The sequence below is a fragment of the Streptomyces sp. NPDC012508 genome, from assembly GCF_042902595.1.
GTDB lineage: Bacteria > Actinomycetota > Actinomycetes > Streptomycetales > Streptomycetaceae > Streptomyces.
The window spans coordinates 247,661-267,777 of record NZ_JBIBEO010000002.1; the positions used below are offsets into that span (position 1 = coordinate 247,661).

Sequence of the window (20,117 nt, forward strand, 5' to 3'; positions counted from 1 at the left end):
CGGTGATGTGACGGCCGCCGATGTGCGGCCGGCCGGTGATGCCGGGTCCTTCGGCGGCTGTGCCGCCTCGGTCAGCCCGCCAGGGTACGTCGCCACGACAGGGCCCTCCTCTCGACAGCGCGGACGAGGGCGTCGGAGGCGAAGCCGAAGACTCCGTACGCCACCAGCCCCACGATGATCACGTCGGACTGGGCGTACTGCTGGGCCTGGAACATCATGTAACCGATGCCGCTGGTCGCGTTGATCTGCTCCACGACGATCAGGCCGAGCCACGACGAGGTCACGCCCAGCCGCAGCCCCACGAAGAACCCCGGCAGCGAGCCCGGGACCACGACCTTCCGCACGAAGCGCCACCGGCTCAGCCGCAGGACCTCGGCGAGTTCGACGTGGCGGCTGTCGATGCTGGTCAGCGAGGCATACGTGTTGATGTACATGTTCACGGCCACGCCGAGCGCGATCACCGTGACCTTCATGTCCTCGCCGATGCCGAGCCAGAGGATCAGCAGCGGCAGCATCGCCAGGGACGGGATGGCCCGCTTGATCTGCAGCGGCCCGTCGACCAGGTACTCCCCCGTGCGGCTGAGCCCCGCCACGACGGCCAGGGTGACGCCGGCCACGACACCGAAGAGGAGCCCGAGACCCGCGCGCTGCAGGGAGATCAGCACGTTGCCCTGGAGCCGGCCGTCCGCCACCAGGTCGACGGCGGTGGAGACCACGCTCCCCGGGCCGGACAGGATGCGCGGATCGAGCACCCCCGCGGCCGAGGCAGCCCACCAGGCCACGATGAGCAGCGCCGGTCCCAGCAGGCGGCCGAAGGGCACCGACGGGCCCGGACCGAGCCGTCGTCGTCTGCGGTCACCTTCTCTGTCCGCCCTGTCGCCGGGGCCGGGTGGTCGGCCGCCGCCGCTCGGCTCCGCCGCCGGTTTGCCGACGGCCGGTTCCTGGACGCGGCGGTCGTCGGCGACCGCGATTCCCCGCGAGGCCCGCGCGGGGGTCAGCGCCTCGGTCATGCTCCCTCCCGGTACTGGGCGTCGACGGCCCCGGCCGCCAGGCTCTCGAAACGTCGGTCGAAGAGCTGCTCGACGTCGAACCGGGGCACGAAGCCGCCGTCGGCGAGCAGCTCGGCGGTCTCCTGCTCCCAGGCGATCGCCTCGTCCCAACGTGCAGGGAAATGAGGCTTGTTGAGCGAGGCCACGATCCGCTTGCCGTCCTCGCGGCTGACGCCCTGGTCCTTGACGTAATAGGCGTCGATCCAGCGGTTCGTGTTCTCCCACGCCCACACCGAACCCCGCGCCCACAGCGGAACGAAGCTGCGGACCGCCGCGGCCTTCGCGGGATCGTCCAGGACCTCGACGGGAGCCCACAGCACCGTCAGCAGGTCGACCACGTCGGTACGTACGTCACGAGCGCCGTCCTTGCCGTACTGCGAGAGGTACTTGGTCAGCGTCGGTTCGCCCAGTGGCGCGACGTCGACCTGCTTCGACTGCAGGGCGGTCAGGAACTGGGTGCTGGGAAGAGCCACCAGCTGTACGTCCTTCGGGGTCAAACCGGCCTTCTTCAGGGCGCGCAGCACAACCACGCCCTGGGCCTGCCCCTGCGAGAACCCGATCTTCTTGCCCCGGAAGTCCTCCACGTCGGCGATGGACGAGCCGGGGGCGGTGGCGAACACGTACGTCGGCTTCCGGCGTACCTGAACGGCCACGATGCGGGCGGCCACCCCGATGGCATGGGCCTGGATCGGGGGTATTCCGGCATTGCTCGCCAGATCGATGGAGCGCGCCCGGAAACCCTGGATGATGTCCGGGCCTGCGGAGAGGTTCGGCCATTCGGACACCTTGAAGGGAAGTTCCTTCGACAGGCCCGATTCGGCGAATTGAATCCGCGAGGTGCGTACGGCGATGGTGAGCGAGGTGTTCGGCGGCGGATTGGCCGTGGAAAGGGCTTTGACGGAGGCGGACCGGACCGCGGGATCGGGCGGCGGCGCGCATCCGGCGATGCCGACGGCCGCACCGCCGGCGAGGGCGAGAAAGCCTCTGCGGCCCAGACGGGAAGGGGCGGGGGTGGGTGGCATGAATGGTCCTGTTCCGAAGTGGTGAGGTGGTGTTGAGCGAAGGCGGGGAGGAAGCCGGGCAGGAAGAATCCGGGCACGAGGCGGCCGGGAGGAGCTCCCCGAATCAGATGGAGAGATAGCCCCCGTCGTGGAAGAGGAGAGGGCGGCGCCCCGGTTCCTGCCACGAGTCGAGGACACGGGCCACGACGATCCGGTGGTCACCCGCGGGCACCAGGTCTTCGATCGCGACCCGGAGCCACCCGGCCACGTCCGAGAGGACGGGCTCGCCCTCGGGGAGGCGCCGCCACGCGGTCGGCGCGGCGAAGCGGTCGATGCCGCTCGTCGCGAACCGCCTGGCCAAGGGCTCCTGGTCGGACCCGAGGAAGTGGACGACGGCGGTACGGGCCTGCTCGACATGCGGCCAGGAAGAGGACGCGGCGGCGATGGCGAAGGAGATGAGCGGAGGGTTCAGGGACAGTGAGGTGAGGGAGGTCGCGGTGAACCCGACGGGCCCGCGGCCGGCGTCGGTCGCGACGACGACGACGCCCGCCGGATAGGCACGGAACGCCTGCTTGAAGCGCTCGGGAGCGAGGTCCGTCGCGGGGTGCGAGGACAGGGAGACGGTCACATTTCCTCCATGGCGAAGAAGCGCAGGGCGGGAGTCGGAAAACGAAAAGGGGAGGCCGGCCGAAAGGGAGGCAGCAGGCAGGCAGGCAGGCAGAGATCAACGGCGCGCGATGTGAGACAACGCGACGGAGAATTGCGGCAGGCGCGAGACGCGTCACACGGTGAAGGAAGAAGGGTGGATCAGACCCTTTTCACGCGAGGCTGCGCGGGAAGGTCAACAGCCCTTTCCGGCGGGGATAGCGCCGGCACAGCCGGCCCCCGGCACGGAGCACAGCAGAGGGCGACAGTGACGTGCCGTGACGGGCACGAACCGAAGAATCTCTCGCTGGCTGCTCATGAATCCATTTTCCGATCCGCGCTCCGGCCCGGTCAACAATGCAACTCGCTGAATTAAGTCGGGTCTTCAGGAGACGGCAGGCAGCGCCGGCCAGGGCCCGAGCGGATCGTCGTAGAGCGCGCCCAGTGCCACCGCGGGACCGGCCGTCGCCAGTACGGATCCGGTGAACGAACTCGGTACGACACGGTGTTCGGGGTCGTCGCACACCCAGGACCGGTCGGCGACCTCGGCGCGCGTCACCGCGAGGCACTCGGGCAGCCGGCCCGCGCCCGGCTCGACGACGACCAGCACCTCGGGGTCGAACATGTCCAGGAGTACGGCCGCCGCCCGCCCTACGAGACGGGCGCGACGCAGAAAGAGCTCCCGCGCCGTCGGATCTCCCGTCAGCGCCCTGTCCAGCAGAGCGGGGAAGGACGGCACCCTCAGGCCCGCCGCGACCGCCCGCCGTACCATCTCGGCCTCCGACACCTCCGCCTGCAGGCACCCGGGCACGCCGCACACGCAGGGCGAGGATCCGCCGTCACTCGCGCCGACCGGCAGATGGGCCACGTTGCCGGCCCCCGAGCGCGGCCCCTGATGCACGGCGCCCGCCGAGACGAACGCGGCGTCCACGACGGCGCCCACGAAGAGCAGCACCGCGCTCGTGCGCGTGCCGCTCTCCCCCACGAGCTGCTCCGCCCGCGCCAACGCCCTTGCATGGCTGTCGACATGGACGGGGAGCCCGGTCGCCTCGGCGAGCGTCCCGCGTACCGCCACGTCCCGCCAGCCGAGTTGCGGGTGCCGCACCACCACCCCCGCCTCCGGGTCGACCCAGTGCCCGGTCGCCGCCCCCATGGCGAGCACGGTCCTGCCCGCGCCGTGCGCCGCCACGAGACCCGGCAACCGCTGCGCCAGGCCGTTCAGGACCCGCCCGGGATCGGTGCCCTCGTGCGGCCGTCGCTGCTCGGCGACGATCCGACCGCGCAGGTCCATAAGCGACAACGTCGTGTGCGTGACGGCGATGTGGGCGCCCGCGACTAGGTATCGGCCCGCGTCGACGTCCACCGGGACGTGGGGGCGGCCCAGGCCGCGCGGGCCCGTGGTCTCCTCGCTCTCACGGATCAGCCCGCGTCTCAGCAGCACGCCGCAGTGGCCGCTCACGGCGGCCGGTGAGAGCCCCGTCAGCCGGGCCACGGTGCTGCGCGCCACGGGCCCGTGGTCGAGGATCGCGCCCATCACCGCCCCGGCTCCGGGCGCACGGCGTGCGGCCGGGGGTGAGGGCGGGATGTCGGAGCGCCGCAGCGGCGCGGAGCGTCGAGCGGTGGTCGGCGGTGAACTCTTCACGAGGGGCCTTCCCGGTCCTGTGCGGTGTCGCGGACGGTCGACTCCGGCGGCCGAAGCGGGCAGGCCGGTGCCGTCGGGGCGGCTCGGGAGGGGGACCATCCGTAACGCCCCTTCAGGGGTACGCGGCGGCGCTGTGTGAGGAGTTCACGAGAGATCACGGGGGAAGAACCCCGCTTGGAATCAAGTCCCGGACAGAGAGGGGACTTCCGGCTCCACGCCCACGCCGCGGTTCACGATGACGGACACGCGGCGGAGCACACACGCTTCAGGTCGACATGACCTCGAGTCGTCAGAAGCGCGGATCGGTGCATGGCGCGCAACATAACCGTGAGCGCACAACCCGGTCAAACCTGTGCCCGCATCATGGACAGAGGATGAGAGCGGCAACACCGGGCAGGAGGGCATCGTGGCATCGAACACTCTCCGCACGCGCCGGAGCACTCCAGGGAACCGCGCCGTCGAGCTGGCACGACGGGGGCGCTCATACCTGCGTGGCACCGCCGCGCGCCTCTGGCACGACAACATCGCCGACTACGCGGCAGCTCTCACCTACTACGCGGTGCTGGCGCTGGTGCCCGCTCTGCTCGTCTCGGTCTCACTGGTGGGGCTGGCCGGGTCCCGGACCCGCGAGCGGCTGATCCTCGACCTCACCTCCTACGCACCTCCGCAGTCGGCCCAGGTGCTGCGCGAGGCTCTCGACGGGCTCACCTCCACCCAGTCCTCCCTGTGGGTACTGCTCATCAGCGGCGTCCTGAGCGCCTTGTGGTCGGCTTCCAGCTATCTCGCAGTCTTCCGCCGCGCCTTGCACGCGATGTACCGGCTGCCCGACACGCGGCCGCCCCTGCGCGCGGCGCACATCCTCGTCCTCACCGCCGGTGTGCTGCTGGCCCTGCTCGTCGCGGGCGCAGCGAGCCTCGTCGCGACCGGCCCCGTGGCCCGCAGGCTCGCGGCGCTCGCCGGCCATCCGGGCACGGACGCCATGGCGGTCCTGCGGTGGCCGGTGCTCCTGTTGATCGTCACGGCCCTGATCCTCATCCTCTACCGGACCGGGCCGGCTCAAGCCCGCGGAAAGGGCCGGGGATTTCCGGGCGGCGTCCTGGCGGCGTTCCTGTGGCTGGGCGCATCGGCGCTCTTCACCCTCTACACGCAGTTCGGGACGTACAGCCGCCTCTACGGTTCGCTGGCGGGGGTCGTCGTCTTCCTCGTGTGGCTCTGGTTCTCCAACCTGGCGCTGCTCGCCGGCGCGCAGTTCAACGCCGTGCTCGCACGAGCCAGGAGCTGACCCGGCGCCACATCGACGGACGCCGGGGCGCCTCCCTCACCTTCTCCGGCCCCCGGCGGGGGCCCCTGCTCCTGGGTGCTATGTCAGTGGTCGCTCCTACAGTCACCGGAATGGCGACTCTTCCCACCCGCTGCCCCGGCTGGCCACCGACCCGAGCGGCCGCTCCCTCGGGCTTCAGCTTCCTCCCGGGCATCTGATCGACGCGACCGACAAGGGTCCGTGGCACGAGCCTCTGCTGTGGTGCGCCGTCAGGGCGGCCGCACCAGGCACCGGTCAGCTCTGGGCGCCCCGGCCGCGCGGAGGGGGCTGCTGCCCGTGCTGGTGGATCTCGGTGGGCCCCAGGGCGGGCCCGAGAGATGGGACCTGATGCCGGGCGAGGTGTCCTACCCGGGGGACCACGACCCCGCCGACGTTCTCGCCGAGTACTGGGAGGCGTACGCGGCGGAGAACGAGGACTGGCCCGGCCTCGGTGAGAGCATGCCGGCCGCTACCGCCACTCCGGACGTGCGCGCGGCCGAGATCGCCGACGCGCTGGCCGGCACGTGTCCCTCCTGGTTCACGGACCCGCATCTCGCGCTCGTCTCCGCCCGCCGCAGTGCCGACATCCCGGCGGCCGTCGATTGGACGGGCCCCGTGAACCACGACAACGACACCGCGCGCCTGTGCGCGGTCCTCCGCTCCTGGGAGGACCGCTTCGGCATACGCGTCGTCGGCCTCGGCTTCGACATGCTGGTCGTCTCCGTGGCCGCTCCGCCCGCCAACCTCACGGAGGCCGAGGAGGTGGCGGCGGAGCACCTCGCCTTCTGCCCGGACAACGTCCTGCAAGGCGACTCCGCCACGTGGGAGTCGTACGCCAAGAACCTCAACCGTGAGCACACCTGGACCTTCTGGTGGGACTGACGGTGCACCAGTCGCTGCCACGGCCGGGGCTGGGCGAAGGTGCCCGTCGGGTCGTCAGCGAGCCGAAGAATTCCGTGTCTGCTTCGGCGCCCGCGGACGTAGCCTCGGTGGGTGCTCCAACTCGTCCTGGCCGTATCCGTGTTCACCGTGGCCACCGCCGTGTACGCTGCCATCGGCCTCCGCTGGTGGCGCCGGGCCCGGATCCGGCGCGAGATCCTCGGTGTGGTCGCCACGCTGGACCTCGAGCCGTACCACGTCGCGGTTTTGGAGAACCGAGGGACCGAGGCGGCGGCCGCCGAGCTCATGCTCGGCGGGTACCTCGACATCGACGAGGAAGGAGCGGCTCTCCTGACGGAGGCGGGCCGCGATCCCGGCCGGGCGCCTGACCATACGCTGCCCGCCGCCCTGCTGGAGGCGGTGCGTCGGCACGATCCCGAACCGGTCTCGATCGGTTGGATCGACTGGTGCGACGAGGAGTACCGGGAGCGCCGCAGCGCGTACCGCAGCGAGCAGGACGCCCTGCTGCCCGAGATCCCGCGGATGCCGGACGGCGAGGGGCGGCAGCTGCTGGCCTGCTGCGCCTGCACGGGCGTCACCGTGCTGCTCGGTTTCTGGCTCCTGGCGGCCGTGTTGCTGGTGATGGCACGCCCGGACGGCGTCCTGGCGTGGGCCGCCGCGGCGGTGGCCGCAGCGGGCCTGACGGCGCTCTGGTTCGCCGACGATGCCAACAAGGCGGTGACCGCCCGTACGGCATGCGAGGACCCACTGGGAGACCGGTACCGCGCACAGTCGCATCCCTCCTTCTCGGCGCTGGACGAGCGGCAGCGGGTCCACGTCCTCAGGAGCATCGGCGACCACAGCAGGTGGCGGGGCACCGACCGGGAACTCGACGAGGGCGGTGACGAGGATGACGACTGGGCGGACGACGACTGGTGGGCGGACGCGTACCACTACCTGGCCGCCGACCACGAGGAGGAGCCCGATAGCAGGGACGAGGACGATCGCGACGGCGGCACCCGAGGCACGTCCCCCGGGACCTCCCCATGCGATGAGACGACCACCTCGTGTCCCGGTCGTTGCTCCGGGCATGAAGCGCAGTGATCCGGCAGAGGCAGGACGCCGTACGTGGTCCGACATGGCCGGATGCGGGGCCCACGCGCGCGTCCCCCGCCGGATGTCACCATCCGGCGGGGGACGCACTCTTCTTGCGCGTCGCTCAGCGTCGCCTCACTTGAGGGCGTACGCCCGGGTGATGGTCTGGACGGTGCGGCTGCCTGCCGCGTCCCAGACCTCGGTCTTGAGCGTCACGTAGCCGTTGGTGTCGGCGAGGTCGGGGTGCCGGAGCAGAGCCTGGAAGGAGTTGCTGTCCTTGCGCAGCACCGTGGTGGACTTCCAGGTGGCTCCGTCGTCGTACGACACCGACACCTTGGCGCCGGCCATCGCGGCGGAGCCGGTCCAGCCCTTGGCCCTGGCGCCGTCCACGGTGAAGGTGTACGGCAGCCCGGCCCGCGCCTGGTTGAGTTCGTTCAGCGGCAGGTCGTAGTCGATCAGGACCACCGGCATGGGCTCGCAGACCTTGGGCGTGGGGATGAACGCCGTGTCGCAGTCCTTGACAGCCATGGTGGTCGGGGCCGCCTGGCTGAAGTTCCACTCGGTGCGCAGCTGGCGGCCCAGGTTGACGCCCGGGACGTCGGTGGCCAGCTTCTGGTCCAGCACGTACCGGTAGTCCGCCTTCTGCGGCACCAGCTGGCCGAAGCCGGTGATCGGCTGCCCGTTGAGGTAGAAGCTCCACGTGTTGGTGAGGCCCCGCATGGTGTGGGTGGGCTCGTTGTCGGCACCGAGGCCGCCGGGCAGCTTCTGCCATACGTCGGCGCGGCAGAACACGCACGGCCCGAATTCGTACGGGGACAGGCGCGTCGGGCCGGCGAACCAACTGCGTGTGTAGGACTTGCCCGGTGTGCCGAACGTGCTCCGGGCATCGGCCACCGTCCAGTCGGAGGCGTGGAAGTTGGCCGTCACCGAAGGCATGTAGGAGACCCCGGTGCCCGCCAGGAAGTAGTCGTCGCGGCTGGTGCCCTGGTAGAGAGGCTGCCCATCGGCGATCGCGGTCCACTGCTTCGGGCCCCAGGCCGGCAGGTACTCGGCGCCGAGGCGTCGCGCTCCGTCCGAGTGGTACGTGTTCCTGACCTTGGCGAAGTCTGTCACTGCGACGGTCTTGGCGAGGTCGGCGGGGACCCGGTCGTCCGTGAAGTGCGGCGCGTAGGTGTAGCCCGACTCCAGGACGCCCTTCAGGGCGATCCGGACCCGGCCCTTGGCCAGCAAGGGCTTGAGTTCTGCGGCATTGTCGTACGTGGCGTGGGCGACCGGGACGGTCTGGCCCGCGGGAACGCCGCTGCCGCTGGGACCCGGTTCCGCGGGTGCCACGATCACGGCGACGGCCCCGTCGGCCGCGGCCCTGACGACCTGGTCGCCGGCCTTGGTGACGTCGGCCACGGAGACCAGGACGGTCTTGCCCTTGGAGTCGGCGCCGGCGAAGTCCTGCTCGGTGCCCGCGCCGAGGTCGACCAGCTCCGTGCGCTTCGTGCCCTCGAAGCGCTTCGCGAGAACCGAGGTCTTCAGCGGGATGCTGAGGTGCGCGGGACTGGTGACCTCCAGCTGCATCAGCGGCTCGCGCCGGTGGAGGAAGGTCTCCACCCGCAGTGCGCCGGAGGTGGCGCCCGCACTGGGAATGGCGCCGAACCTGGTGTCGGACCTGTTGCCGGGGCCGCTGATGCCGACGAAGTTGGAGTGACTGTTGATCGTGCCGTCGTCGCGGACGATCTGCAGGGCCACCTGGCCCGTCTCCAGCGGCCGCTTCTCGCCCTCGATCGTCACGCCGAGGTCGGTGGCGGTGGTGCCGTCGACGGTGAAGCTCTGGTCGCGGTCGGCCACTTCGATGTTCGGCACGGTGAACAGGTCTGCCGCATGGGAGACCGCGCCGCCGGTGGGAGCCGCCGAGCGGACCGAGCCCTCGATGGAGTAGCGGCCGAGCGGCACTGACAGGGTGACCGTGCCCGTGGCGTACAGCGTCCGGCTCTCCCAGACGGTGTTGTCCAGCCCGTGCAGGGTGAACTTGAACGTGCTGGGCGTCTTGCCGAAGCGGTCGGTGACGTTCAGCGTGACGTCGTGCTGTTCGACGGCGGTGACGAAGCCGAGCGCGGCGTGCACCGACTCACCGCTCGCGGTGGTGGCGGTGACGGAGCCGCTGTACCGGCCGGTCGTCAGACCGTTGGGGTCGAGGACGACGGTCACCTCGGCGGTGGAGCCGGCCGGGACGGTGAGCCGGCCGTCGGACAGGCCCGCTCCTGAAAGGGTCAGCGAGCCTGCGGGGACCTCGGTGCCACTCGCGTCCTTGGCCGACGCGAGCAGGGTCACGACGGTGTCGGTCGTGGAGTTGTTGCGGAGCGTGAGGGTGCGGGTCCGCTTCTCGTACGTGTCCTTCTGCCACGGGATCATGCGGAAGTCGGCCGTACCGGACAGCTCCAGCGACGGGTCGAGCGCGGCGGGGATGTCGACCCGGCCGTAGCCCTGCTGATGGACGGTCTGCCCGGCGGCGGACCTGGCGTGCGCAGTAAGGGCCTCCTTGATGCGCTGCCCGGTCCACTCGGGGTGGCGCTGCTTGAGGATCGCGGCGGCCCCGGACACGTGCGGGGTGGCCATCGACGTGCCGTTGGCCGAGGTGTAGTTGGCGTCCACGGGGGTGCCCATGGCGGTGCCGGCCGCGCGGGCGGCGACGATGGCCACACCTGGCGCGGTGATCTCCGGCTTCATCGCCATGTCACCGAGCCGCGGGCCGCGGCTGGAGAACGGGGCGAGCTCGTCGGACTTGTCGACGGCGCCGACGGTGAGCGCCGCGTCGGCGGCGCCGGGGGTGCCGAGGGTGCTGTCGCCGGGGCCGCTGTTGCCCGCGGCGATGACGAACAGGGTGTCCGAGGAGGCGCTGAGCGAGTCGACCGCCATGGTCAGCGGGTCCTCACCGGGGGCGTCGTCGCCGCCGAGGCTCATGCTGACGATGTCGGCGCCCTCGGCGACGGCCCACTCCATCCCGGCCAGGATGCTCGAGGTCGGGCCCTGGCCGCTGTTGCTGAGCACCTTGCCGATCAGCAGGTCGGCGCCCGGAGCGACGCCCTTGTGCTTGCCGCCGGAGTTGGCGCCACTGCCCGCGACGGTGGCCGCGACATGGGTGCCATGGCCATGGCCGTCCTGTACCCCCTGGCCGCTGATGAAGCTCTGACTTCCGACGATCTCCGATGTGATGTCGGCGTTGTTCAGGTCGGCACCGGTGTCGAGGACGGCGACCTTCACGCCCTTGCCGTCGTACCCCTTGCTCCAGGCTTCCGGGGCGCCGATCTGCGGCACGCTCCGGTCCAGTGCGACCTCGGCCTTGCCGTCGTACCAGAGCCTGGTCACCCCTGCCGGGCCGGGCGTCGGCGCGCCGCGGGTCGTGCCTGCCTTCGGTTCGACGGACTGCCAGAAGTCCTTCGCGTACTGCTTGTGGACGTGGACCGAGGACAGCCCGAGCCGGGGCATGACGCGCTTGCTCTCGCTGCCCGGCAGGTCCTCGGACTTCGTTCGCAGCGCCGCGGCGTCCGGCGTGCCCCGGAAGTCGACGATGGCCGGGAGCGCGGCGGACTCGGAGTCGCCGTATCCGTCCCGTATCAGCCGGGTGACATTGAACAACTCGCGGTCCACGGTGCCCGAGGCCAGCGCCGTCGCCGTGACATCCGGGTAGACGTAGACATCGCCGTTCCGACCGCTGGTGGACTCGAAGATCCTGGACGTCCCCGCCGCCGACACGACCTTCACCGCCTGACGGCCGCCGGGCTCGGTGGTGAGGGAGACGGTGTCGCCGGTGATCAGGGTGACGGCCGATGTGGTCGCCCCCTTCTGCAGCACCGGCCGATCGCTCGGCCCCTCGGGTGCCGCTGCAGTCGCGGTCGGGAGCTGGCTCGTCAGTGACAGTGCGACTGTCACCGCGATCCCGCTGACGAGGGCTCGGCGCCGTCGTCTGAGGCGGGCTGTCTGCATCAGGTGTCCTTTCACTGGCTCAACGCGTGGGCACGCCAGGGCAGTTGATGCCTGAGGAGTCCCGACCGAACGTCCGGCCGATGACGCGCCAACCGGAACCTAGCTGTCCGGTCAGGGCGACATCCAGGGCTCGGGTGGCCGATACATGCCAACTGGCGCATCGTCGCCAGGCGATGACACGACGGCCACCCGCCCGAGTGACGAGGAGCCCTCTTAGGCGGAGCTGTCCACGTGCATCCCGTTCACGTCGGACGCGGTGATCCAGCCCCGCTCGGACGCCTGCCAGCCCAGTTGCATACGGCTCGAGGCGCCGGCCAGGTCCATGAGTCCGCGGATGCGACGGTTGACCGTCCGCTTGCCGATGTCCAGTTGCCGGGCGATGGCGTCATCGGTCAGACCGGACAGCAGCAGGACCAGGAGTTGGATCTCCGCACCGGAGAGTTCGTCCCTGCCAGGCGTGCCGGAGAGCCGCGGGTCCAGAGGGAGCGCCGACGCCCATGCGAGTTCGAAGAGGGCGATCAGGGCATCGAGCAGCGGCCCCCGGTGGATCTGGACCACGGCACCCGGCGATCTCCCGCCGTCCGTCCGCAGTGCCACAAGGGCGGCGGATCTGTCGACGACGACGAGTTTGACGGGGACCTTGCCGAGCACACGTGCCTGCTCACCGGCATCCGCGTACAGGCGCATCTCCCCCTGTGCGCCGTCTTCCTCGATCGCGGCGCGGTCGTACACCGTACGGTAATGAACGCCCGCGGCCAGCTGTTCGAGCTCGGCCGTGTTGACGTCCTCGTCGACCAGATACGGCGCCGTGTCAAAGCGGAGCACCTCCTGGCGCGCGCGGCGCTGGATCTGTTCGTACCGCTGTGCCAGCGTCTCGTCCGGCACGATCTCGGCGATCTCCTCCAGAGAGGCGGTGCCGGGCGCGGTGCGGTACTCCTTGGTGAGCTGCCTCAGCACGCCCCTGACGGACTGGAGTTCGTTCATCCGCAACAGCAGCAGGGATTCCCCGGCGATGTCCGGTGGGGCGGGGATCAGTTGCGGGGGCCCGTCATCGGTGAGGGTGACGAGACCCTTGTCAGCGAGCCCCCTCAGGGCATCGTCGAGATCCTCGCCGCTCAGCCCGAGCACGTGCCCCACTCGGTCGACCCGGCTTCGACCACTCCCCACCAGCAGTCGGTACACCTGCGACTCGGCCGAGCTCAGACCCAGCGCCTCCAGCATGCATGTCCTTTCCTCGCTGATTCCTTGCGCGCCTCATGCGCGGACGGCTGCCCCGGAAGTCGTGCTCCGGGCGGGGGGCGGGTGCACCTGAGGGATTCACCTGCGGAAACGCCGCCTCAGTGCCTGAATCACCACCACCACGAACAGCACGGCCGCCGCGGGTGCCGGCGCCGGGGAGGGCGATGTCGTCGACGTAGCGGCCGTTGCCGCGCAGCAGCCGGTCGTCCTCGACGCGTGGGACGGAGCGGCCGATCCAGCTGCCGTCGCCGGACCGGGCCCGGTCGCGATCGTGGGACATACGGGTCACTCCCCGAATCGCTCGCCGAGTGCCTGGCTCGGGGATCCGGGTGATGCCCACGAGCACCTCGGGCCTGGCCAGACGCATGTTCAGCATGGGGATCAGCGACTGGCCGCCCGCCGCGACCTCGGCCTCCCGCTCCTCGTCGGCGAGGAGGGTGACCGCCTCGCCGACGGTGCCGAGGGCGGTGTAGTCGAAGGGTGCGCGTTTCAACCTGCTGCCACCGGACCTCTCGTGCCGTCGTCGCTCCGGTGCGTTCGACACGGACCGATCATCTAGTACCTGAAATGATTTACATTAAAGTTTCTTCTTGGCAAGAGGCTGCTCGAGATTCGCGATCCGCGGAGGCGACATGCGACACGTCATCGACCAGGCAGCCGCCTGGCAACGCTCCGGAACCCGCTTCGCCATGGCGACCGTCGCGCGGACCTGGGGCTCGTCCCCGCACGGTCCGGGTGCGTCGTTGCTCGTGTCCGAGGAGGGCCGCATCGGCGGCAGCGTCTCGGGCGGCTGTATGGAAGCCGCCGTCTGCTCGACAGCGGAGGAGGTGCCGGCAGGAGCCGCCCCGACGCTCGAGCGCTGGGGAGTCGGCGACGAGGACGCCTTTGCGGTGAGCCTGACCTGCGGCGGAACGATCGAGGTACTGATCCGCGAGGTGGGTGCGAATACACCCGGCCGGCTCGCCGCCGACATCGCGGCCGGCACACCGGTGGCTCTGGTAACCGCCGTCGACAGCGGCGGCTGCCTGGTCGTAGGCGGAGGGACGACAACCGGTTCGCGTGGCGACCCAAAGGCGGACCGGACGGCGAACCATTTCGCCCCGACCTCTCGCGGACATGGGTGCCGCGCTCGCACACCGGGTGACGGTCTGGCGACGCCAGGCCCGCGTTCGCGGCGGCCGAGCGCTTTCCGAGGGCCGACGACGTCGTCGAACGGCGCGATCGCTGGTTCCGCGCCCATGGGGATCTGGTCGACGCGTCGACCGCGGTGTGCGTGTGCGAGTACGGCATCAGCCTGCCCGCCTACGACGTGCTCGCCGCCCTCCGCGAGGCGGGAGAGCCGTACCGTCGGACGACGGGTGAGGTGGCGGCGGCCGTCAGAGGCCGGACGGGCGGTCTCACCAAACACGCGGACCGTCTGGAGGCCGCGGGTCTGATCCGGCGGGAGCGCGACGCAGAGGACCGTCGAATCGTCCGGCTGTGTCTCACCCCGGAGGGGCTCGAACTGGCCGAGCGGATCTCCGCCGTACGGTCGTCCCAGGAGCAGGAACTGCTCGCCGGACTGACCGCGGCAGACCGGCGTCGGCTCTCCGGACTGCTCAGTGCTCTGGGCCGAACACTGGGCGCGGGTGCCCCGGAGCAGTGACGGCATCGGGCAATGACATGGCCGGTTATCCGCGTCCCCTCTGCGCAGCCGCGCGCGTGGAGAACCTCCCTGCTTGTGGTGAGGATGACGTCAATGACCGCCCGTGCCTGGAAACGCACGGCGCGCTCAGCATCGCAAGCCCCTTCAATAAACTGTCGGGCCTTGGTCCGCGCGAACCTCGGCTGTAGACGGCTGCGCTCCGTCCTTGCCCCCGCGCGGAGCCGCGCGGAGCCGCGCGGAGCCGCGCGGAAGCAGGGCTACACGTCGGATTGCGTGATGGAGTCGGGACGGGAGATCGGCAGCCGGAGGGTTTCGGCCGCCGCTGCCGCCGCGTCCCGCGCGTGATCGCGGGCGACGGCGGCCAGTGCGGCGTCGCCCAGGCCATCAGCCAGGCTGGCCTGCGCCGACCAGTTGTAGGAGCTGTCGGGCCGGAGCCCGATCCGTTCGCTGATGAGCGCACGGGCCGCCTCGTGCCTTCCGGAGCTGAGCGCGGAATCGAGAAGGGTCTTCTGAAGAGCGTCGCGCTGTGCGTGGCTGCCCCCGAACTCGTGCAACCGGCGGCGCAGCGGCCACAGGAGGTCGACGACGGTCGTGTGCTTGCCCTCGGCGTGCGCGAGAAGCGCCTCACACGCGGGCAGGCCGATCTCCGCGGTCATCCGGCGGTTGGTGACGGTGCCGGGACTCCCCTGGGCCAGCCACCGCCGCCGGTCGGCGATGAGCCGTCGTACCTCCCCGTACCGTCCGGCGCCGGCGTACGACATGACGGCGTGTACGTCGTTGAACGCGTAGAAGGGGGGATCGGCTCGCTCGGCCCACGCGTCGGCCAGCGCCTCCCAGCGGGCGGTCGGCTCCGCTCCCGCGAGCCGGACCCGCCACAACAGCGCAGCGGCATCCAGCAGTTCCATGGCAACGCCGGTCGAATCGTCGTTGTGCAGAGCGGCGTCATAGATGTTCAACGCGGTGTCGGTGTCTCCCGCCTCCAGGGCGTAGAGCGCGTAATGCCACCAGTTGTGGACATTCAGGTAGTTCCCCCGTGCCCAGTCGTCACGGCGGGCGTCGAGGTAGCCGATGCCTTCGGACACGCGTCCTTGCATCTCATACGTGTGAACGACTGCGTGGATCGCCCAGACGTCACGCGGGTTCAGCTCGACCGCGGCGAGTCCCGCTTCCTCGGCAAGGCGGTAGTGGCCCGACTCTTCCAGCCCGAACGCGTACATGCCCAGCATCAGGCCCCTGTGCGGTTCGTCGGCGTCCCAGGCGCTGAGGGCTCCGCCGACGCGATCACGCAGGCGCACCGCGTCGCCGGTGAAGAAGTCCAGCTGGTGCCCGACGGCCAGGGCGAGCGCGTCCGTCGGGTACACCAGGGACAACTCCTCCAGCAGCCCCCCGGCACGGTGCAGATCTCCGGCCAGCCAAGCCCCGGCCGCGGCGAGATGCATACGCTCCCGGACGGGCAGGGACAGGACGTCCACGCCGGCCACGTACCGGTCGAACCGCTGCCGTGCCGTGACGGCCTCGCCCGGCTCGGTTCCCAGCATCCCCAGATAGGCGGCGAACGACTGGGCGACGGGCGAGGCCGGCCCACTGCGGAGAGCGTCGTCGACCGCCTGCTCCACCTCGGGCTTGAAGTGGAGCAGCGCCTCGACGGCTCGGTCCAGGTGCGCGGCTGTCTCCTGGGTGCACTCGTGCAGTGGATTGCCGTACCGGTCTGTCACCATCAGAGATCACCTCGGCGAGGGTGTGGGGGTGGCGGGGAGCCGCGACGGGCGGAATCCGCACGCTGCGGAGGCGGCGGGGAACCGCGGCGGACGGGGACGCACGCTGCGGAGGGCGGCGGGAGAGGGCGGACAGGCGGGAACGCACGCGCACCACCATCAAGCCACTGACACCGCGTCCCGCGCCACCTCGACATGGGCCATCTGTCGAAGTGCCATGATCCGCCCTGCCGTTCCGCCGCAGGGGTCTGCTCTCTGCCGGGAGAGAACACCACCGTGTCGGCGGCGCCGAACACCGTATCCGCCACGCTGCCGACGGCGGGGGCGACCGCGTGCCCACCCGATGGGCCCCGCCATGCCGCTACGTGGCGTGCCAGTACCCGAGGTTGTTCACGCCTCCTTCCGCGGCGCGCTGCGGCGCGTCCGTGCGACCCAGAATGCCGTGCGGCAGGTAGCCGGAGCGGATGTCCAGCTCCCACCCGTGCACCTGAACCGCGAGCGCGGCGAGAACGAGAGTGTCGAGCGGCAGCAGCGTCCGCGGGGCAGGGTCCCCGCCCACGCTCTCCCGGTACTCGCCGAGTCGGGACGCAACGGCATGCTCGAAGGCGCTCCGATCGTCGTCGAGCAGAACGCGCAGAAGCCGATGATCCGGCGTCAGGGCACCGACCGCGTCCAGCCGCCCAGCCGCCTCGGCGCGCTCCTCCGCGGCCGGCGGCGCAGGGGAACGGTAGGCCAGTCGCGGGGCAGGTGTCCGTTCGCCCCATGTCAGGTAGATGCTCAGCGCCTCCATCGCGGCCAGGTCAGCCGGCTCCGACGTCGCGTCCGCTTCGAGTGCGGCTCTCCGTCGCGGATCGCGCGTGAGAGGTCATTGCGCAGCAACAGTCCGGTGACTCGCTGCCCATCCCACACCATGCCGCTGACCACTGAGCCCGCGAACGTGTCGAGCCACGTCCTGGCCGTGGGCGCCTCGCCGACGACGTCCTGAAAGGCGATCTCCTCGCTCGTCAGCTGCTGGCCGACGGCTACGCCCCTTCGAGCCGTGCCAGGACGAAGGCCAGCGGCAGTGTGACGAAGGCGAGCGCGAGTCCCGCTGCGGCCATCCCGCCGCGGATCTCCCGCTTGCCACGAATCCCCAGGTAGGCGGCGATCAACGGAAGCACGCAGCACAGGAGAAGGCTGAAGCGCCAGCCCTCCTCGCTGAGGAGGAAGACCATCGCACCCACACAGACCGGGACCGACACCACGGTCATCACTCGGCTGCGCGAAAGGAAGAGTTCGAGGTCCTCGACCCCGCTGAAGAAACTCAAGCCCCGGTCCCTGTCCTCGTCGCCGCCCGTCGTCAGGTAAGCGTAGCGACCGACCCCACACGCCGCCGCCTGCCGTCAAACGATCGTTTGACGGCAGGCGGGATCCGCTGTGGGTGACAGCGCGCGCGTGGCGGACTGAGGGCTCGCCAGTGCGCAGTTACCTTTCGTTCATGACGGCAACTCCGAACAACGGGCCGACTGAGTCGGCCAACGTCCGCGTGGCCCGTCGGGCCATCGACGACTACCTCGGCCGTACCGCCGCCGCAGAGGACTTGGCCCGCTGGCGTGACAGCGGCCGCATCGACGACAAGCTGGCGGAGGACGTGGCGCGGGCGGCATGGGACGCGGTCCAGGACGCAACCCCGCCCCCGCCGTCGCCCCAGGCAGGCCCGGCGGAGAAGACCACCCAGTCGCCGGAGCGGGCGGAGCGACACCGGCGGGCAGGGGCCGTGGCGCTCGGCCTGCGCGAGCTCGGCTACCACCTGGACGAGACGCTCCTACCCGGCCCGGACATGGCGGCCGGGTAGGCGCCAGGCGGGCCGACGGCCAGCCTTCCCGACGAAGAACGTCGCGATGCTGCCCACGATGGCCGATCCGGCGGGACGATCAGGGCGTTCCCCCCTTGCTCATGGTGCCGATCCTCCCCGTGCCCGAGTCCCGCCATCCACCCCACTCCGCGGCATCACGGCCGTTCACCCGTCCTCGCCGGCCTTCCAGGTACGTGCGGGGGCTGGGGATCTTCGAAGGTCCGAACGTTCGTCACAGTCGGATCCCGGCTGCAGAGCGCCTGACTCCAGCCATGGCCCCCGTTACGGCGTGGCTGCCGACGGGGACGCCGATGGCTCGGCGAGGAGCTTGAGGAGGCCCACGATCTCGTGGCCTGCTTCGGCGGGATGGCGGAACGCCGCACCCGGCACGAGGGCGTAGCGTTTCCGCCGGCCGTCGTCCGCACGTGTGCGTGTGATGTACCCGGCCGCTTCAAGGTCGGCGACGATCGCCTGCACGGTGCGCTCCGTGACGCCGCAGTTCAGCGCGCCCTCCCGAAGAGCGTGCACCCGGGTCACGGGAGATGGCCAGCAGCACCGAGCGTGGTTGGTGAGAAAGGTCCACTCAGAGTGAGCGTCTCTGGCTGCCATACCCGGCATCATGCCTCACGTCCCGCGATTATGCGAGACAGGTTTCGTGTAATTGTTGACGTGTAATGGAGGGAGAGGGACACTCGATTCTGGGTCCCTACCAGTCACAGGAGGTGGTCGCCATGACTCTGCTCCCCGGCCCCACGCGGGTCGCGACTCCGCGAAAGGGAGACGACGACCGCATCGGTGTGTCCGTGACACCGACCGCCGACGGCGTCGGCGTCACAGTCCGCGGAGAGATCGACCTCGACACCGTCGGCCTCCTGCGAACGGCCCTCCTGCAGGCCATGGCCTCCTACGACGGCGCCGAGGTCACCCTCGACCTTTCGGACGTCTCCTTCTGTGACTCCTCGGGACTGAACGCTCTGCTGCGGGCACGCCAGCATGCCCTCTGCGAGCACCGCCGGCTGACCATCACCGCCGCCAGCCCCCAGGTCACCCGCCTCCTGGAACTCACGGGATCGGCTGCCCTCTTCAGGAGCGCGAGCTAGGACGTTTCACCAGTGGGGCGGGGGGATCGAGCCGCTGTTGCCGGCTCGGACGCCTCGGCGAGGACAGCGGTGGCGGGATCATCGCCTGGCCGCCGAAATCGACCTGGCCTCAGGCAACCGCTCGGACAACCGCCAAGGTCAGGGCAATGCCGGCCGTCGCACCCGACACCAGAGCGGTGATAGCCGCCGTTCGGCCGACGCCCTGCTCGAACGGGACACTCGGCACAACCTTGTGCAGCACGGGCGCCACCACCGCGACAAGGCTGAAGCCGACACCAAGGCGCCAGTACGTCCCCCCTGAGCACGAAGCATGAAAGCGACCTCCGCAACCACTCGGTTCCACGGTGAAGCCCGTCACCACGAGGAACAACGCGCTGGCATACACCGCGCCGAAGAGCATCGTTACGCCGAAGTCGATTCCCCGCGCTCTCGCAGAGCTGTTGCCGTCTCCTGCCACGTCGCCCCCAAGTCCGCTGAACCAAGAGCGCGGAGTCTACTGCGTCGGTGCTGCGGCCCTTCAGCGACGGTAGACCTCCGATCCGAAGGAAACGCCCTTGGCCGCCGCTCTCGAATTCTGACCTTGCTTCGCCACCCACCCCTGCCCCTCCGCTCCTGCCCGCCAGGCGGGCAGGATGAGCGGGTGGCGATGAGCGATACAGAACTGCTGGCCCTCCTGCGCGAACTCGACGACCCCGAACGGCTGGAGCGACCGCTGCACTACGACTCCGCCGCGACCGGCCTCGCGTTCGGCGGGCTGGTGCGGCGGCTCGAAGCGGACTTCGAGACCCCGTGCGAGTCCGAGTGGGACACCCAGGACTCCAGCGAGTACGGTCGCGCCCGCCCTCCGGGCCCTCAATCGTCCCCTGCGCGCCGGCTGCGGCCCAGACCGGACCCTCGGCAAGATCCGAAAGAGGCGACCTAGCCGCGCCCGTCGCGTCAGAGCCGCCCGCCCCGACGCCACTACCGGGTAGTTCATGGAAGGGCAGGCAGCCGGGTGG

At 70.5% G+C, this 20,117-nt stretch carries 17 protein-coding genes and 3 pseudogenes; 8 read left to right on the forward strand and 12 right to left on the reverse strand.

Annotation, left to right across the window (positions count from 1 at the left end; translation table 11 throughout):
• Nucleotides 1–71 precede the first annotated feature (71 nt).
• The 4 genes from ACFY8U_RS07110 to ACFY8U_RS07125 form a co-directional block, all read right to left on the reverse strand.
• Nucleotides 72–1,010: an ABC transporter permease gene (locus ACFY8U_RS07110; RefSeq protein ID WP_389566764.1), complete on the reverse strand. Its 939-nt coding sequence runs from the start codon at nt 1,008–1,010 to the stop codon at nt 72–74.
• Nucleotides 1,007–2,071, reverse strand: coding sequence for an ABC transporter substrate-binding protein (locus ACFY8U_RS07115; RefSeq protein WP_389566767.1), 1,065 nt, complete (start codon nt 2,069–2,071; stop codon nt 1,007–1,009). Before ACFY8U_RS07115 ends, ACFY8U_RS07110 begins: the two co-directional genes overlap by 4 nt.
• Before the next feature lie 103 nt (nt 2,072–2,174).
• Nucleotides 2,175–2,678 (reverse strand): flavin reductase family protein, encoded by a 504-nt coding sequence (locus ACFY8U_RS07120; RefSeq protein ID WP_389566770.1) that lies wholly within the window; start codon nt 2,676–2,678, stop codon nt 2,175–2,177.
• A gap of 402 nt (nt 2,679–3,080) precedes the next feature.
• Entirely contained in the window at nt 3,081–4,337 is a 1,257-nt protein-coding gene (locus tag ACFY8U_RS07125; protein ID WP_389566773.1) for an ROK family protein, read from the reverse strand.
• Nucleotides 4,338–4,743: 406 nt separating this feature from the next.
• Here ACFY8U_RS07125 and ACFY8U_RS07130 point away from each other — a divergent pair, with 406 nt between their 5' ends.
• The 3 genes and pseudogenes from ACFY8U_RS07130 to ACFY8U_RS07140 all read left to right on the forward strand — a co-directional run bounded on the left by ACFY8U_RS07130 (nt 4,744) and on the right by ACFY8U_RS07140 (nt 7,620).
• Complete coding sequence (locus ACFY8U_RS07130; RefSeq protein WP_389566775.1) at nt 4,744–5,619, forward strand: YihY/virulence factor BrkB family protein; 876 nt, start codon at nt 4,744–4,746, stop codon at nt 5,617–5,619.
• 110 nt (nt 5,620–5,729) lie between these two features.
• Nucleotides 5,730–6,519, forward strand: a pseudogene (locus tag ACFY8U_RS07135) (DUF4253 domain-containing protein).
• A gap of 111 nt (nt 6,520–6,630) precedes the next feature.
• Nucleotides 6,631–7,620, forward strand: a complete 990-nt coding sequence (locus tag ACFY8U_RS07140) for a hypothetical protein (protein WP_389566778.1) — start codon at nt 6,631–6,633, stop codon at nt 7,618–7,620.
• A gap of 126 nt (nt 7,621–7,746) precedes the next feature.
• Here ACFY8U_RS07140 and ACFY8U_RS07145 read toward each other — a convergent pair whose 3' ends face one another.
• From ACFY8U_RS07145 to ACFY8U_RS07155, 3 genes and pseudogenes are all read right to left on the reverse strand, one after another.
• The gene (locus tag ACFY8U_RS07145; RefSeq protein ID WP_389566781.1) at nt 7,747–11,454 is read right to left on the reverse strand and encodes a S8 family serine peptidase; all 3,708 of its coding nucleotides are present in this window, start codon (nt 11,452–11,454) and stop codon (nt 7,747–7,749) included.
• A 345-nt stretch (nt 11,455–11,799) separates the two neighbouring features.
• Nucleotides 11,800–12,807, reverse strand: coding sequence for a helix-turn-helix domain-containing protein (locus tag ACFY8U_RS07150; RefSeq protein ID WP_389566784.1), 1,008 nt, complete (start codon nt 12,805–12,807; stop codon nt 11,800–11,802).
• A 394-nt stretch (nt 12,808–13,201) separates the two neighbouring features.
• Nucleotides 13,202–13,369 (reverse strand): annotated as a pseudogene (locus ACFY8U_RS07155) (hypothetical protein); the annotation flags it as partial.
• Between the two features lie 88 nt (nt 13,370–13,457).
• Between ACFY8U_RS07155 and ACFY8U_RS07160 the strand changes: the two are divergent.
• Both ACFY8U_RS07160 and ACFY8U_RS07165 read left to right on the forward strand, forming a co-directional pair.
• Nucleotides 13,458–13,676: pseudogene (locus ACFY8U_RS07160) on the forward strand (XdhC family protein); the annotation flags it as partial.
• 422 nt (nt 13,677–14,098) lie between these two features.
• On the forward strand, nt 14,099–14,470 hold the full coding sequence (locus ACFY8U_RS07165; protein WP_389566787.1) for a MarR family winged helix-turn-helix transcriptional regulator: 372 nt from the start codon (nt 14,099–14,101) through the stop codon (nt 14,468–14,470).
• Between the two features lie 257 nt (nt 14,471–14,727).
• Here ACFY8U_RS07165 and ACFY8U_RS07170 read toward each other — a convergent pair whose 3' ends face one another.
• From ACFY8U_RS07170 to ACFY8U_RS07180, 3 genes are all read right to left on the reverse strand, one after another.
• Nucleotides 14,728–16,188, reverse strand: coding sequence for a tetratricopeptide repeat protein (locus ACFY8U_RS07170; RefSeq protein WP_389566789.1), 1,461 nt, complete (start codon nt 16,186–16,188; stop codon nt 14,728–14,730).
• 358 nt (nt 16,189–16,546) lie between these two features.
• On the reverse strand, nt 16,547–16,975 hold the full coding sequence (locus tag ACFY8U_RS07175) for an Imm49 family immunity protein (RefSeq protein WP_389566792.1): 429 nt from the start codon (nt 16,973–16,975) through the stop codon (nt 16,547–16,549).
• 232 nt (nt 16,976–17,207) lie between these two features.
• Nucleotides 17,208–17,492 (reverse strand): hypothetical protein, encoded by a 285-nt coding sequence (locus tag ACFY8U_RS07180; protein ID WP_389566794.1) that lies wholly within the window; start codon nt 17,490–17,492, stop codon nt 17,208–17,210.
• A gap of 170 nt (nt 17,493–17,662) precedes the next feature.
• Here ACFY8U_RS07180 and ACFY8U_RS07185 point away from each other — a divergent pair, with 170 nt between their 5' ends.
• Nucleotides 17,663–18,019 (forward strand): hypothetical protein, encoded by a 357-nt coding sequence (locus ACFY8U_RS07185; protein ID WP_389566797.1) that lies wholly within the window; start codon nt 17,663–17,665, stop codon nt 18,017–18,019.
• A gap of 282 nt (nt 18,020–18,301) precedes the next feature.
• On the opposite strand, the gene ACFY8U_RS07190 is transcribed toward ACFY8U_RS07185, so the two are convergent.
• On the reverse strand, nt 18,302–18,547 hold the full coding sequence (locus ACFY8U_RS07190) for an AsnC family transcriptional regulator (protein ID WP_389566800.1): 246 nt from the start codon (nt 18,545–18,547) through the stop codon (nt 18,302–18,304).
• Nucleotides 18,548–18,750: 203 nt separating this feature from the next.
• Between ACFY8U_RS07190 and ACFY8U_RS07195 the strand changes: the two genes are divergently transcribed.
• Nucleotides 18,751–19,119 carry an STAS domain-containing protein gene (locus ACFY8U_RS07195; protein WP_389566802.1) on the forward strand — a complete coding sequence of 123 codons (369 nt, stop codon included), beginning with the start codon at nt 18,751–18,753 and terminating at the stop codon, nt 19,117–19,119.
• A gap of 109 nt (nt 19,120–19,228) precedes the next feature.
• Here ACFY8U_RS07195 and ACFY8U_RS07200 read toward each other — a convergent pair whose 3' ends face one another.
• Nucleotides 19,229–19,576 (reverse strand): hypothetical protein, encoded by a 348-nt coding sequence (locus ACFY8U_RS07200; protein ID WP_389566805.1) that lies wholly within the window; start codon nt 19,574–19,576, stop codon nt 19,229–19,231.
• Between the two features lie 189 nt (nt 19,577–19,765).
• Between ACFY8U_RS07200 and ACFY8U_RS07205 the strand changes: the two genes are divergently transcribed.
• Complete coding sequence (locus ACFY8U_RS07205; RefSeq protein ID WP_389566808.1) at nt 19,766–20,041, forward strand: hypothetical protein; 276 nt, start codon at nt 19,766–19,768, stop codon at nt 20,039–20,041.
• Nucleotides 20,042–20,117 lie beyond the last annotated feature (76 nt).

Excerpts from the sequence above, each read along its gene's own strand:
- ACFY8U_RS07110 (WP_389566764.1), bottom strand. The coding sequence starts at position 1,010 with ATGACCGAGGCGCTGACCCCCGCGCGGGCCTCGCGGGGAATCGCGGTC.
- ACFY8U_RS07115 (WP_389566767.1), bottom strand. The coding sequence starts at position 2,071 with ATGCCACCCACCCCCGCCCCTTCCCGTCTGGGCCGCAGAGGCTTTCTC.
- ACFY8U_RS07150 (WP_389566784.1), bottom strand. The coding sequence starts at position 12,807 with ATGCTGGAGGCGCTGGGTCTGAGCTCGGCCGAGTCGCAGGTGTACCGA.
- ACFY8U_RS07170 (WP_389566789.1), bottom strand. The coding sequence starts at position 16,188 with ATGGTGACAGACCGGTACGGCAATCCACTGCACGAGTGCACCCAGGAG.
- ACFY8U_RS07175 (WP_389566792.1), bottom strand. The coding sequence starts at position 16,975 with ATGGAGGCGCTGAGCATCTACCTGACATGGGGCGAACGGACACCTGCC.
- ACFY8U_RS07185 (WP_389566797.1), top strand. The coding sequence starts at position 17,663 with ATGACGGCAACTCCGAACAACGGGCCGACTGAGTCGGCCAACGTCCGC.
- ACFY8U_RS07195 (WP_389566802.1), top strand. The coding sequence starts at position 18,751 with ATGACTCTGCTCCCCGGCCCCACGCGGGTCGCGACTCCGCGAAAGGGA.
- ACFY8U_RS07205 (WP_389566808.1), top strand. The coding sequence starts at position 19,766 with ATGAGCGATACAGAACTGCTGGCCCTCCTGCGCGAACTCGACGACCCC.